Below are 13,385 nucleotides of genomic sequence, written 5' to 3' on the forward strand. Positions count from 1 at the left end.
AACGCTGCTCTCCATGCGGGGCAGCGTTTCTGGCTTAATGATTCGATCTTCGCCGAAAAAACACGATTGTCCTACAGGATTGCACGCTATAACCCGCTACACTGCCTCACCACTCGCTCTGACCGGACTGACTTTTTGCTGAGGCAATGTGTATGAAGTTTCGTTTCCTGCTCTGGATGCTGGGCCTTCTGATGGCTCGGGCCAGCCGTACCAATCCTGCGTTTCAGCAGCAGCTTGCCGACAAGGAGCTGACCTTCCAGTTACAGACCGCCGATGGCAAGGTTGCTCGCCATTTCATCGTCAGTGGTCAGCGTATTCGCAGTGCCGGTGGTGTGGTTGCCGAACCTGCATTCGCCATTTCCTTTCGAGATGCCGCCTTCGGGTTTGCCACGATGCAGGCCAGTAACAAGCAACTGGCGTTCATGAAAGGGATTCAGGACAAAGATATCCAGATCAAGGGCAACGCGGCTCTGGTGATGTGGTTTCAGGGCCTGACCAAGTACCTGAAACCTAAAAAGAAGGCCGCCTGATTCAAGGCAACTGCAATCCGCCCGCCGCTTTATGTAGCTGGCGCAAATGCTCGCCCATCTGTTTGAGGTTGGCTTCGTTGGCCGCGATCTCGCTGGCGCGTTCGGGCTCAAGCAGGGCGCGTACTTCCTTGTCGAGATCACCGGTCAGGCGCTTCAACTGCTTCTGACGCTGGCTGCTCTCTGCTTCAAGCCGCTGCCACTCGCCAGCCTGCGGCAAGCCGTAGCCGCTGCTGCCCAGCAATTCGGCAGGACGGCTGAGGAAGCCGCTACTGGCGAGAATTTCCTGTAGCGTCTTTGAGGCCTGGGAGACGCTGCCGTCTTTCTGTTCGCGTGCGCCGAGGTAGCGTTGTTTCACTTCGTCCTGGGCCAGCAGCAGTTGTCGACGCAAGCTTGCCTGCTCCAGCAGGAGAATGGCGGCGCTGGTGCGCAGGTCTGCTTTATCGAACCACTGGCTGCGCTCCTTGGCCGACAGTGTCAGCCAGTCTTCGACAGTGGCTTGCTTGATGGGCAGGTGTTTCTTCAATACCTCGAACATCGCCTGATAGCGGTCGCGATAGGAGTCGAAGCGATAACCCAGGCGCAGTGCTTCCTTTGGGTCGTCCAGCACGCTGGTATCGGCCAGCCCCCGGCCTTTGAGTACTTCCAGCAAGCCGTTGGGCAGGATGCTGTCCAGGCCGACGAGCTTGGGATTGTGGGTACCGCTGCGCAGCAGTTTGAGGTTTTCCACTGCGCAGTTGTTGGACAGGAAGTAATAGTTGCCGTCGTAGCTCCAGTGCATCTCGGCGGCATGCTGCACCAGCCCTTCGATTTCGGGGCGAGTCAGCTTGATCGGCACGGAAGCGAGGCTGCGCAGTTCGGTCTTGGTGTATTCGTCGATGACCTGGGCCAGCGGCAGCACGAAAAGCCGTGATGGATAGGCTCCCATCAGGCCGTCCCAGCTGGAAAGCTGAACATCGCCCACGAATGCCCGGTAAGACAGGACCAGATGCTGATCCAGATCCAGCCGGCAATCCGGGCCTCGCGGACGGCCTGGTTTGCAGATCACCAGACGCAGCATGCTGTGGCCCCAGCGGCTTACCCAGTTCTGATTGGCTTCGGCCAGCAGGTAATCGACTTCATAGACCCGTTCCGGATCGAGCTTGCCCAAAGGCTCGCGTCCGAAATCGCTGCCGGCATTCAGGTACGGGAAAAAGGCCGGGCATTCGTCTTTCTGCGGCGGAGCCCAGCCGAAGTGTTCCTTGTAGTAGTTATATAGCGCTGGGCGGCGACAGGCATAGGCCGGGTCGAGCAGGAAGTACTCCATGTTCACGGCCACGAATTCCAGCGGGCTTGTGGTTTCGTAGATGTCCGGGCTGCGTACGACCTGCCCGTTGTGTTCCTCGCGCTCGCCGCGTCGCCCGACATATTGCTGCCAGCCTGCCAGGTCCAGCAGACGCGGGTCATCGCTCAGGGTAAAGCGTCGCTCGGTTTCGCCGCGGCAGCTGTCGGGCAGGCCAATGTTGCCTGCTGAACTGTTCTGGCGTGAGCAGCGGAATATCAGGGCGCGTTGTGTCGAGGACCATAGACGGGCGCGGTCGTAGACGTGGGTCAGTTCGTGCAGGACCGTGGCGAGCATTTCGCGCCGGACTGTGCCGTGGGGGCGTCCTGTCTGAGTGGTGGCTGCCGAACCGTCAGTCAACGGCTCCAGCAGTTTTGTATTGAGATAAAGCCTGTAGGGTCCGGCAGCCTGGCCGTAGGCGTTTTCAGGCATATCGCCGGACCAGCGCACTTCAACACGCCGGTCCAGATCCTTGATGAAGCTTGGCGGCAAGGCACGCATAGCTTCATCGAGCAGGGTCTGGCTCGCACGCTGTTGTGCAGGGTTCAGGCCGTCGGTCTGCAGCTCAAGCGTCAGGCTGGCAAGAGCATGCGGGGCGACCAGCGACAATGCGCCGGCAAGCAGCCAGGCGCCAAGACGTCTCACAGAGCAAGAATGGCTTCGGCCAGTGTCCGGTCACTGGCATCACGCGCTTCAGGCACGCGGGTGCGCAGGGTATCGAAAGCGGCATCGAGTTGAGCGCCGTGAATATCGCCGTCGCTGGCTACGTAGCTGGCGGCATCGTCTTTGGCCTGGATCACGACCTTGGAGTCGCGGATGGAAGTGGTGGTATCCGAGGTAAAGTCGATGGAACGACCGAAAGCGCGAACGATGATATTGCTCGTGGCCACGACAGTCTGGGCCTGGGCAATGTCTGCCATGACTAGCAGGCCAAGGGTGGCGGCAATCAGCGGGGTACGCATGTAACGTCTCCAGTTACGCAAAGAGGTCAAAAGTGACTATTGGACGAGGATTGTTTCTGCCAGTTCAAGGTCGCTGGCATGAAGTTTTGACTGGGTATTTCGCAGGGTACGCAACGCCGACTCCAGCCGCGCACCGCGAATCTGGCCGTCAGTGGCCACAAACGCCGCCGCATCATCCTGAGCGGCCATTATCAGTTTTCTGTCAAAGGGAGCAGTGGTGACCTGGCTGGTGACGTATCCGGTAATGACCAGGCTCTGTGTCGTCGTATCGAAGGCCTGAGCCTGGGAGACCCAGATCAGGCTGGCGATTGGAGCAGCAAACAGAAGAGGTAGTAAACGCATAACTTTCAATGACTGGCAAAACGAGGCCCAAGGCTAGCGCAATGCCCTGCTTAGAGCTACCCCTGAGGCCTCGGTTCAGATGGCCAGAATGGCTTGGGCCAGTTGTGTATCTGTCGCACCCAGGTTCGGGTATTGCTGACGGATGTGCTGGAACGCGCCTTCAAGTTGAGCACCTCGGATGTCGCCTTCGCTGGCCACGAAGCTGGCGGCTTCGTCACGGGCTGCTCGCACGATCTTGTCGTCTCTCAAAGAGGAAGAAGCATCGGAGGTTGCCTCGCTGGATGCAGCGACTGCGCCGACGACTGCATCAGTCGTGACGATGAAGCTGGTGGCGTTTGCACTGGCAGCCGCTGTCAGCAGTGCGGCAGCGGCAATGATACGGAGCAGAGTCATGGTGGAGTTCCAGAGTGTGACGGAGTGGGCATTAGCCTATCCCAGCGGTAATGAGCTTGTCATTGTGCTGTACGGGCCGTTGGGCGAATCGCGATCTGCGTGGGAACTGTACAGGTATTTGTTTTGATTTTTAAAACTGTACCTGTTCAGGATATTTCAGCCCGTAAACGACAAGGCCCGTCTCAGTTGCCTGAGACGGGCCTTGTGTTAAGCAATTCGGGGTGCTGGTGAGAGACCGGTGAGGTCTGGACCAGCGGGCGCTTGAGTTAGCGCCAGAACGGCTTGCTCAGCTCTTCGTAACGCTGTGCTTCGCTGATACCTGCGTCGGCCAGCAAACGTGCGTCCAGACGAGCCAGTTGGTGGCGGCTGGAGAGGCGACGCTGCCAGAGCATCAGGTTGGCGAATACGCGCAGAGGCCATGCAGCTTGTGCAGTGTTTACGGTGCTTTCGTTGAACAGGTCGGAACTGACTGTACGTTCCATGGTGTGACTTCCTTCCGCTTGTGGCGGGTTTAGAGAATGACTTGACTGGTGCCTATCTTCCTCTCAGTCGGCCAGTATCTACAGACACAGTTCATTTGTATTGTGATGGTTCAGTTAACTGTTTATAGGCACTGTTTTGTTCGTAAATGGGGCAACTGTACCGGTTAGCACTTATTTGGTGCGTTTTGTGTTCCGTCTTGGTGATATTGGGTGTTTTGAGCCGGTTTTTGACCGGTACAGAAGTACAGTTTCTTTCAGGCTTGTCGAATGACGCCGGAAAGTGAGCAAAGAAATCTCTTGCTCACTTCCAACTGTGTTCCTCAGGCCGGCAGCATGCGGCCGGTTTCTTCAAGGTTGATGTGCCAACTCAGTGCTTCGCGCAGGATATGCGGGGTATGTCCTCCGACGGCGCAGGCTGCTGCAAAGTATTCATTCAGAGCCTCGCGATAGTCTGGATGCACACAGTTGTCGATGATGACCCGTGCGCGCTCGCGAGGCGCCAGGCCGCGCAGATCGGCCAGGCCTTGCTCGGTGACGAGGATGTCCACGTCATGCTCGGTATGGTCGACATGGCTCACCATGGGCACCACGCTGGAAATCGAACCGCCCTTGGCGATGGATTTGGTGACGAAGATGGCCAGGTGGGCATTGCGCGAGAAGTCGCCGGAGCCGCCGATGCCGTTCATCATTCGGGTGCCGCACACGTGGGTCGAATTCACGTTGCCGTACAGGTCGAATTCCAGTGCGGTGTTGATGCCAATGATGCCCAGGCGGCGGATGACTTCAGGGTGGTTGGAAATCTCTTGCGGACGTAGCACCAGCCGTGACTTGTAGCGGTTGAAGTCCGAGAGCACCTGTTCGTGCTTTGCGGCCGACAGGGTCATGGAGCTACCGGACGCAAAGCTTAATTTGCCTGCATCGAACAGGTCGAAGGTCGAGTCCTGCAGAACCTCGGAATACATGGTCATGTCATGGAACGGCGAGTCCAGCAGGCCATGCATCACGGCATTGGCGATGGTGCCGATCCCGGCCTGCAAGGGCATTAGCTGGTTGGTCAGCCGTTCTTCGCATACTTCTTTCTTGAAGAATTCCACCAGATGGTTGGCGATGGCCTGGGTTTCGGTATCCGGTGGCAGGACTGTAGAAGGCGAGTCGGCCTGATCGCTGATGACAATGCCGACGATCTTCGCCGGGTCGATCTTGACGGCGCCGCTGCCGATGCGCGAATCGGCCTCCAGAACCGGGATGGGCAGGCGGGTCGGCCGGTAGCTGGGAATATAGATATCGTGCAGGCCCTCCAGCTCCAGCGGCTGGGACAGGTTGATCTCCACGATGACCTGTTTGGCAAGGATTGCGAAGCTGGCCGAGTTGCCGACGGAGGTGCTGAGCACCAGGTGGCCTTCTTCGGTAATTGCCACGCATTCGATGACCGCCAGATCGACCGCCTTGATCTGGCGGTTGCGCAACTGTTCAACTGTATCTGACAAATGCTGGTCGATGAACATGACCGTGCCGTCGTTGATTGCCTTGCGCAGCGTATTGTCGACCTGGAAAGGCATGCGACGCGACAGCACGCCGGCTTCGGTCAGTTGCTTGTCCAGGTCGTTGCCCAGGCTGGCGCCGGTCATGAGGCTGATCTTCAGGGGCGACACTCTGGCGCGCTCGGCCAAGGCATGGGGAACGGCCTTGGCTTCACCGGCGCGGGTAAAGCCGCTCATGCCGACGGTCATGCCATCTTCAATCAAGGCAGCGGCATCTGCTGCACTCATTACCTTGCTCATCAAAGAAGGCAAGCGGATACGGTCGCGGTACATGGATTCTGTCTCGAAGGTGGAAGCGAGGGTCAAGTCTAGAGATTCAGGTTTTTTTCGTCCCGCGACCAAGGTCGCATTGGAGGCCTCTAATCAGGGCCTTTCAAGGCAAAACACTGTTACGCGGAATGTAAAAAAGCCCCAGGCGCAGAACGCACTGGGGCTTTTCTGAAGCGAATTGAGGCTAAGCGTTTTCCACAGCCTTAACCATGTCCTCGATCACCTTTTTGGCATCTCCGAACACCATCATGGTTTTATCCATATAGAAGAGTTCGTTGTCCAGACCGGCATAGCCGCTGGCCATTGAGCGCTTGTTGACGATGATCGTCTTGGCCTTGAAGGCTTCGAGAATCGGCATCCCGGCAATCGGCGATTTGGGGTCGTTGCGGGCTGCCGGGTTGACCACGTCGTTGGCGCCCAGTACCAGCACCACATCGGCCTGCCCGAACTCGGAGTTGATGTCTTCCATCTCGAACACTTGGTCATAAGGCACTTCTGCCTCGGCCAGCAGCACGTTCATGTGTCCCGGCATCCGTCCGGCAACCGGGTGGATGGCGTATTTTACGGTGACGCCGTGATGGATCAGCTTTTCAGTCAGCTCCTTCAGCGCATGCTGTGCCCGTGCTACCGCCAGGCCATAGCCTGGAACAATGATCACGGTGTCGGCGTTGGTCAGCAGGAAGGTGGCATCGTCTGCCGAGCCGGATTTGACCGGGCGTGCTTCCTTGGCACCTGTCGGGCCGCCTGCTTCTGTTGCGCCGCCGAAACCGCCGCCGATCACGTTGAAGAACGAGCGGTTCATGGCCTTGCACATGATGTAGGACAGAATCGCGCCCGAAGAACCCACCAGCGAGCCGGCAATGATCAGCATCGAGTTGTTCAGCGAGAAGCCGATACCTGCTGCCGCCCAGCCCGAATAACTGTTGAGCATCGATACGACCACCGGCATGTCTGCGCCGCCAATCGGGATGATCAACAGCACGCCGATCACGAAGGCCAGGGCCAGCATGATTGCGAAGGCTGTCAGGTTGCCGGTGAACATGAACGTCAGGCCAAAGAACAGCGTGGCCAGCCCGAGAATCAGGTTCAGCTTGTGCTGTCCGGCAAACTGTACGGGTGCGCCCTGGAACAGACGGAATTTGTACTTGCCTGACAGCTTGCCGAAGGCGATCACCGAGCCGGAGAAAGTGACTGCACCAATGGCTGCGCCCAGGAACAGTTCCAGACGGTTGCCTGCCGGTATCGCGTCGCCCAGATTGCGTACGATGCCCAGAGACTGTGGCTCCACGACGGCGGCAATCGCAATGAACACCGCTGCAAGACCGATCATGCTATGCATGAAGGCGACCAGCTCCGGCATTTTGGTCATCTCGACACGCTTGGCCATGATCGACCCCGCCGTGCCACCGACCAGCAGGCCGACAACGATATAGCCAATCCCCGCGCTGGTGCCTTCGACGGTCGAAAGCGCAGCCAGCTTGAAGACCAGGCCCACGGTGGTAATCACCGCCAGGCCCATGCCCAGCATGCCGAACAGGTTGCCGCGACGGGAAGTGGTGGGGTGTGACAGCCCTTTAAGGGCCTGGATGAAGCAGATCGAAGCGATCAGATAAAGCAGGGTGACCAGATTCATGCTCATTACTTCTGCACCTCATCTTTTGCCTTGGGTGCTTTCTTCTTGAACATTTCCAGCATGCGCCGGGTGACGAGAAAACCACCGAACACATTCACGGCAGCCAGAGCCACGGCAAGCGTGCCCATGATCTTGCCCAGAGGCGTGACCGTCAGGGCTGCGGCGAGCATGGCGCCGACGATCACAATGGCGGAGATGGCGTTGGTCACGGCCATCAGCGGCGTATGCAGGGCAGGTGTCACGTTCCAGACCACGTGGTAACCGACATAGATCGCCAGTACAAAAATGATCAGGTTATAGATACCAGGGGAGATCAACTCTTCCATTGTCTTGTCCTCAGCCGTTCTTGCGAATGACTTGGCCGTCGCGGCACATCAGGCACGCGGCGACGATGTCGTCTTCGAGATTGATCTGCAACTGGCCGTCCTTGTCGAACAGCAGCTTCATGAAGTCCAGCAGGTTACGGGCGTAAAGCGCCGAAGCGTCCGCTGCGACCAGCGCGGGCAGGTTGGTGTGCCCGACGATGGTCACGCCATGCTCGACCACCACTTGATCGGCCACTGTCAGTGGGCAGTTGCCGCCTTGTGCCGCTGCCAGATCGATGACCACCGAGCCGGGTTTCATCTGCGCCACGGTTTCGGCGCTGAGCAGTACCGGTGCCTTGCGGCCGGGAATCAATGCGGTCGTGATCACAATGTCCGACAGCTTGGCGCGCTCATGAACGGCGACAGCCTGACGCTGCATCCAGCTCGCAGGCATTGGCCGTGCGTAACCGCCAACCCCTTCGGCGCACTCGCGCTCTTCATCGGTTTCGTACGGGACATCGATGAACTTGGCGCCCAGAGACTCGATCTGCTCTTTGACGGCAGGTCGCACGTCAGAGGCTTCTACTACCGCGCCCAGTCGCTTGGCTGTAGCAATGGCCTGCAGCCCTGCAACGCCTGCACCGAGTACCAGAACCCGAGCCGCTTTTACTGTGCCGGCAGCGGTCATCAGCATTGGCATGAAGCGAGGGTAGTGATGAGCTGCCAGCAGCACGGACTTGTAACCGGCAATGTTGGCTTGAGAAGACAGCACGTCGAGGCTTTGGGCGCGGGAGGTACGCGGTGCCGCTTCGAGTGCGAAAGCGGTGATGCCGCGTTCGGCCAGTCTGGCGATGGTCTCGTTGTTGAACGGGTTAAGCATCCCGATGACGATCGTGCCGCTCTTTATCAGAGCCAGCTCGCTGTCGTTGGGGGCTGTGACTTTGAGGATCAGCTCACCTGCGAAGGCTTCGCCTGCTCCACCAATGGTGGCGCCTGCGGCTTCATAGGCACTGTCCGGCACGCTGGCATGAATGCCTGCTCCGCTTTGCACAGTGATTCTATGGCCTTGGCTGATCAGCTTTTTGATGGTTTCCGGGGTGGCAGCAACCCGTGTTTCACCCGTTTGGGTTTCAAGAGGAACACCAATGTGCACGTCAAATCTCCTGCGTGATCTCTTTATCTTCATAAATAGGCCAGCGCACTACGGCTGGTGCGTCTGGGGTGGCCGATCAGCATGTCCCCGGGCCTTGAAAGCCAGGGGGCGGAGCATTCTGCAATTGAAGTCTGGACGCTTCAACACATTCTGTAACGAGACTATAAATTAACTACAAGTCATCCTGTGACCTATTGTCGCAATTAATGGCTGAAAGCCTTTATCTATAAGGCTTTTATGAGATTCCATCTGAAAAATGTGGAAAAGAGGATTTTTTCAGGCATTGCGCCCTCATTCTTCAAAAACAGCTAAAGGGCACGTAAATAAAGAGCTTTGTGTGATTTTCCCACCATGAAGTAAGGTTGTCTTTATGCGACAAAACCTTATGTTTGTAGGTGTTTTTAGATAACCACTACTTTTCTGCTTTCGGGGCTCAATCCCTTGCTGGCGGCAGCCTGTAGCCTTCCGCTTGAGCGATCAGCCAGTCTCTGAATGCTCGAAGAGAGGCTGATTCGACTTTTCGCTCCGGAATCATCAAGTGATAAGCCTTGATACTCGACAGTGCGTGAGGATTGGCAATGACCAGCCGTTTTTCCTGTAACTCGCGCTGGATCAGGAAGGGCGGAATCAGGGCTATCCCCATCTCATGCATGGCTGCCTGGGCGAGCATTGAGAATAGCTCGTACCGGGGGCCTGTCATGTCACGTGCGATATTCATGTTCTGCGCGTTGAACCACTGCCGCCAGGCGTAAGGGCGTGTGGTCTGTTGCAGCAGTGGCATCTCGGCTATGTATCGGGCATCCAGACTATCGCGGCCTTGCATGAGTGCCGGGCTGCATACCGGCATGGGGTTCTCGCCCATCAGGCGATAAGCCTCGGTGCCTGGCCAGTCGGCATCGCCGAAGTAGATCGCGGCGTCGAAATCGGTGTCGGCAAACAGGAAGGGGCGAGTGCGGTTGGTAAGGTTGACCGTGACTTGCGGGTGGTGTTGCTGGAAATCCTTGAGCCGTGGCAGCAGCCATTGCGTGCCGAAGGTGGGCACGACCGCCAGCTCAATCACATTGGCCCCTTGCTGGCCCATGATCGAAAGTGTGTCGCGTTCAACGGCATCCAGTTGTGCGGCAACGCGACGGCTGTAGGAAAGGCCGGCTTCTGTCAGCTTCACGCCGCGCTTGGAGCGTCGGAACAGTTCTACCCCCAAGAACTCTTCCAGGCTGCCGATCTGACGGCAGATGGCGCTTTGGGTCAGGGAAAGTTCGTTTGCCGCCTTGGTAAAGCTCTCGTGACGAGCCGCAGACTCGAAACTGACGAGTGCGGCTGTGCTGGGGATTTTTCGCCGCATGTACGTTGGCCTCACTCATTGTTGGGAGCTATTGCTGTTTTGTGGGTTACGGAGTGAGAAATTAGCACAAGACCTTGAGTAATCGTCGTTTGTCGCTCTCTGAAAGCGGGGCTAGGATCACTCCACAACATTTGCGAACAACGCGAGGAGTGAGTCATGGGTGGTAAAGCAAGCTTCAACTGGATCGATCCACTGCTACTGGATCAACAGCTCACAGAAGAAGAGCGCATGGTTATGCGCAGTGCTGAACAGTTCGCCCAAAGCAAGCTGGCTCCTCGGGTTCTTGAAGCCTTCCGTCATGAGCAGACCGATATCGCGATTTTTCGTGAAATGGGCGAAGTAGGGCTTTTGGGGGCGACCATCCCGGAAGAGTTCGGCGGCAGTGGCTTGAATTATGTGAGCTACGGATTGATTGCGCGGGAAGTGGAGCGTGTCGATTCAGGCTATCGCTCGATGATGAGCGTCCAGTCTTCTCTGGTGATGGTGCCGATCAACGAGTTCGGCACCCAGGCCCAGAAACAGAAATACCTGCCAAAACTGGCGTCCGGCGAATGGATAGGCTGTTTCGGCCTCACCGAGCCTGACCACGGCTCTGATCCGGGCGCGATGATGACCCGAGCCCGCAAGGTCGACGGCGGGTATCGGCTGACCGGCAATAAAATGTGGATCACCAATAGCCCGATCGCGGATGTGTTCGTGGTCTGGGGCAAGGATGATGAGGGCGACATTCGCGGTTTCGTATTAGAGAAGGGCTGGGCCGGGCTGAGTGCTCCGGCGATTCACGGCAAGGTGGGGTTGCGTGCATCCATCACCGGCGAAATCGTGATGGATAACGTTTTTGTGCCTGAGGAAAACATCTTCCCGGATGTGCGTGGTCTCAAAGGCCCTTTTACCTGCCTGAATTCGGCCCGTTACGGAATCTCCTGGGGGGCCTTGGGAGCGGCAGAGTTCTGCTGGCACACCGCTCGGCAATACACGCTGGATCGCAAGCAGTTCGGGCGTCCTCTGGCTGCCAATCAGTTGATCCAGAAGAAGCTCGCTGACATGCAGACCGAAATCACCCTGGCCTTGCAGGGATGCCTGCGACTGGGGCGCATGAAGGATGAAGGTATCGCGGCGGTGGAAATCACCTCGATCATGAAGCGCAACTCATGCGGCAAGTCGCTGGATATCGCCCGGATGGCTCGCGACATGCTGGGCGGCAATGGCATCTCGGACGAGTTTGGTATTGCTCGCCATCTGGTCAACCTGGAAGTCGTGAATACCTATGAAGGTACGCATGATGTGCATGCGTTGATTCTGGGGCGTGCGCAAACCGGTATTCAGGCTTTCTATTAAGGAGTCTGCAATGGGCGCGCTTTCGCATATTCGAGTACTGGACCTGTCACGGGTCCTGGCCGGGCCATGGGCGGGGCAGATCCTGGCGGATCTTGGGGCTGACGTCATAAAGGTCGAGCGTCCTGGCAATGGAGACGATACGCGATCATGGGGGCCGCCGTTCCTGAAGGACCCGGCAGGAGAGAACACCTCGGAAGCGGCTTATTACCTCTCTGCCAACCGCAACAAGCAATCCGTGACCATCGACTTCACCCGGCCGCAAGGGCAGAAGCTGGTGCGGGAGCTGGCGGCGCGCTCTGATATCCTGATCGAGAACTTCAAGGTCGGTGGCCTGGCGGCCTATGGGCTGGATTACGAAGCGCTCAAGGCGATCAACCCGCGTCTGATCTATTGCTCCATTACCGGGTTCGGGCAAAGCGGGCCTTATGCCAGGCGGGCGGGTTATGACTTCATGATCCAGGGGCTTGGCGGGCTGATGAGTCTTACCGGCCGCCCTGAAGGCGAAAGCGGTGCCGGGCCTGTGAAAGTGGGTGTCGCGTTGACGGATATTCTGACGGGCCTTTATTCGACCAGCGCTATTCTGGCTGCCTTGGCTTATCGAGATCAGAGTGGCGTGGGGCAATACATCGATATGGCTTTGCTGGATGTGCAGGTGGCTTGCCTGGCAAACCAGGCGATGAACTATCTCACGACGGGCACTGCTCCGCGCCGTTTGGGGAATGCGCATCCCAATATCGTGCCTTATCAGGATTTTCCTACTGCTGATGGCGACTTCATCCTTACGGTCGGTAATGACAGTCAATTCAGAAAGTTTGCTGAAGTGGCCGGGCAGGCGCAGTGGGCGGATGATCCCCGTTTCCTTACCAACAAGCTGCGAGTGACGAATCGGGCCGAGCTTATTCCCCTGATCCGCCAGGCGACGGTATTCAAGACTACAGCGCAGTGGGTCGAGGAGCTTGAGGCGGCAGGTGTGCCGTGTGGGCCGATCAATGATCTGGCCCAGGTGTTTGAAGATCCGCAGGTTCGGGCGCGTGGCCTGGCTATAGACATGCCGCATGCTCTGGGTGGTAACGTCGCGCAGGTGGCCAGCCCGATTCGATTGTCTGAAACCCCGGTTGAATACCGGCGTGCTCCTCCTTTATTGGGGGAGCATACCGACGAGGTCTTGCATAACATCCTGGGGCTCAAGGTCGAAGATGTCATGGCGCTGCGTGAGGCCGGGGTGCTTTAGCAGCTTATATAGAGAGAATGGCAGGCTCTTCTATATATGAAGCGCCCGTGACAGCTAATTTCAGCGAAATTGAAATTAACGGTTGACGGGCGATTTAATGTCTCTATAATTCGCCCCACTTCCGGCGCAGACGGAACTGAAAAAGCCTTGTATATCAGTAGGTTACAAGTGTTTATCAGGTTCTGGAGTGGCTTCGGAAGTGCTTCGGTCGCAGCCTGATCGATAGCGGTTCGAGAAAGAGTTTGACACTGCCTTCGGGTGCTGTAGAATTCGCCTCCCGCTAACGAGCAACGCGAAGTTGATCGAAGCGCAAGTGGTTGAAGTTTCAAAGGAAACTTTGAAAACTTGTTGAAATAACCGCTTGACAGATACAGAGGGCGCTGTAGAATGCGCGCCTCGGTTGAGACGAAAGGCTCAACCCACCGCTCTTTAACAACTGAATCAAGCAATTCGTGTGGGTGCTTGTGGTGTAAGACTGAAGTCAACAGATTATCAGCAACGCAAGTTACTCCGCGAGAAATCAAAGGTGTAACCAACGATTGCTG

13 protein-coding genes are annotated in these 13,385 nt (G+C 57.4%); 3 read left to right on the forward strand and 10 right to left on the reverse strand.

Annotation, left to right across the window (positions count from 1 at the left end):
• Positions 1–152: 152 nt before the first annotated feature.
• On the forward strand, positions 153–530 hold the full coding sequence (locus Q6A51_RS04885; RefSeq protein ID WP_304574235.1) for an SCP2 sterol-binding domain-containing protein: 378 nt from the start codon (positions 153–155) through the stop codon (positions 528–530).
• A 1-nt stretch (position 531) separates the two neighbouring features.
• Here Q6A51_RS04885 and Q6A51_RS04890 read toward each other — a convergent pair whose 3' ends face one another.
• From Q6A51_RS04890 to Q6A51_RS04935, 10 genes are all read right to left on the reverse strand, one after another.
• Positions 532–2,493, reverse strand: coding sequence for a DUF7844 domain-containing protein (locus Q6A51_RS04890; protein ID WP_304574236.1), 1,962 nt, complete (start codon positions 2,491–2,493; stop codon positions 532–534).
• Positions 2,490–2,810, reverse strand: coding sequence for a DUF2388 domain-containing protein (locus Q6A51_RS04895; protein WP_025262532.1), 321 nt, complete (start codon positions 2,808–2,810; stop codon positions 2,490–2,492). Before Q6A51_RS04895 ends, Q6A51_RS04890 begins: the two co-directional genes overlap by 4 nt.
• Before the next feature lie 36 nt (positions 2,811–2,846).
• Positions 2,847–3,152, reverse strand: coding sequence for a DUF2388 domain-containing protein (locus tag Q6A51_RS04900; RefSeq protein WP_201001229.1), 306 nt, complete (start codon positions 3,150–3,152; stop codon positions 2,847–2,849).
• Positions 3,153–3,227: 75 nt separating this feature from the next.
• The gene (locus Q6A51_RS04905; protein ID WP_201019712.1) at positions 3,228–3,545 is read right to left on the reverse strand and encodes a DUF2388 domain-containing protein; all 318 of its coding nucleotides are present in this window, start codon (positions 3,543–3,545) and stop codon (positions 3,228–3,230) included.
• 266 nt (positions 3,546–3,811) lie between these two features.
• Positions 3,812–4,027: a DUF1127 domain-containing protein gene (locus Q6A51_RS04910; RefSeq protein WP_122315090.1), complete on the reverse strand. Its 216-nt coding sequence runs from the start codon at positions 4,025–4,027 to the stop codon at positions 3,812–3,814.
• 320 nt (positions 4,028–4,347) lie between these two features.
• The gene (locus Q6A51_RS04915) at positions 4,348–5,841 is read right to left on the reverse strand and encodes an acetyl-CoA hydrolase/transferase family protein (RefSeq protein WP_304574242.1); all 1,494 of its coding nucleotides are present in this window, start codon (positions 5,839–5,841) and stop codon (positions 4,348–4,350) included.
• A 181-nt stretch (positions 5,842–6,022) separates the two neighbouring features.
• Entirely contained in the window at positions 6,023–7,477 is a 1,455-nt protein-coding gene (locus Q6A51_RS04920; protein WP_201019711.1) for an NAD(P)(+) transhydrogenase (Re/Si-specific) subunit beta, read from the reverse strand.
• On the reverse strand, positions 7,477–7,797 hold the full coding sequence (locus Q6A51_RS04925) for an NAD(P) transhydrogenase subunit alpha part 2 (RefSeq protein WP_122315087.1): 321 nt from the start codon (positions 7,795–7,797) through the stop codon (positions 7,477–7,479). Before Q6A51_RS04925 ends, Q6A51_RS04920 begins: the two co-directional genes overlap by 1 nt.
• Positions 7,798–7,807: 10 nt before the next feature.
• Positions 7,808–8,929, reverse strand: coding sequence for a Re/Si-specific NAD(P)(+) transhydrogenase subunit alpha (locus tag Q6A51_RS04930; protein ID WP_201019710.1), 1,122 nt, complete (start codon positions 8,927–8,929; stop codon positions 7,808–7,810).
• Positions 8,930–9,362: 433 nt separating this feature from the next.
• Entirely contained in the window at positions 9,363–10,271 is a 909-nt protein-coding gene (locus Q6A51_RS04935) for a LysR family transcriptional regulator (RefSeq protein ID WP_304574237.1), read from the reverse strand.
• 156 nt (positions 10,272–10,427) lie between these two features.
• On the opposite strand from Q6A51_RS04935, the gene Q6A51_RS04940 reads away from it, so the two are divergent.
• On the forward strand, positions 10,428–11,609 hold the full coding sequence (locus tag Q6A51_RS04940; protein WP_201019708.1) for an acyl-CoA dehydrogenase: 1,182 nt from the start codon (positions 10,428–10,430) through the stop codon (positions 11,607–11,609).
• 10 nt (positions 11,610–11,619) lie between these two features.
• Entirely contained in the window at positions 11,620–12,840 is a 1,221-nt protein-coding gene (locus Q6A51_RS04945) for a CaiB/BaiF CoA transferase family protein (protein WP_304574238.1), read from the forward strand.
• Positions 12,841–13,385 lie beyond the last annotated feature (545 nt).

The sequence above is a fragment of the Pseudomonas serbiensis genome (assembly GCF_030580745.1).
In the GTDB taxonomy this organism is placed as follows: Bacteria; Pseudomonadota; Gammaproteobacteria; order Pseudomonadales; family Pseudomonadaceae; genus Aquipseudomonas; species Aquipseudomonas serbiensis.

Bases quoted from the DNA above. Each gene is read 5' to 3' on its own strand.
- Q6A51_RS04940 (WP_201019708.1), top strand. From the start codon at position 10,428: ATGGGTGGTAAAGCAAGCTTCAACTGGATCGATCCACTGCTACTGGAT.
- Q6A51_RS04945 (WP_304574238.1), top strand. From the start codon at position 11,620: ATGGGCGCGCTTTCGCATATTCGAGTACTGGACCTGTCACGGGTCCTG.
- Q6A51_RS04905 (WP_201019712.1), bottom strand. From the start codon at position 3,545: ATGACTCTGCTCCGTATCATTGCCGCTGCCGCACTGCTGACAGCGGCT.
- Q6A51_RS04900 (WP_201001229.1), bottom strand. From the start codon at position 3,152: ATGCGTTTACTACCTCTTCTGTTTGCTGCTCCAATCGCCAGCCTGATC.
- Q6A51_RS04915 (WP_304574242.1), bottom strand. From the start codon at position 5,841: ATGTACCGCGACCGTATCCGCTTGCCTTCTTTGATGAGCAAGGTAATG.
- Q6A51_RS04935 (WP_304574237.1), bottom strand. From the start codon at position 10,271: ATGCGGCGAAAAATCCCCAGCACAGCCGCACTCGTCAGTTTCGAGTCT.
- Q6A51_RS04925 (WP_122315087.1), bottom strand. From the start codon at position 7,797: ATGGAAGAGTTGATCTCCCCTGGTATCTATAACCTGATCATTTTTGTA.
- Q6A51_RS04910 (WP_122315090.1), bottom strand. From the start codon at position 4,027: ATGGAACGTACAGTCAGTTCCGACCTGTTCAACGAAAGCACCGTAAAC.
- Q6A51_RS04920 (WP_201019711.1), bottom strand. From the start codon at position 7,477: ATGAGCATGAATCTGGTCACCCTGCTTTATCTGATCGCTTCGATCTGC.
- Q6A51_RS04895 (WP_025262532.1), bottom strand. From the start codon at position 2,810: ATGCGTACCCCGCTGATTGCCGCCACCCTTGGCCTGCTAGTCATGGCA.
- Q6A51_RS04885 (WP_304574235.1), top strand. From the start codon at position 153: ATGAAGTTTCGTTTCCTGCTCTGGATGCTGGGCCTTCTGATGGCTCGG.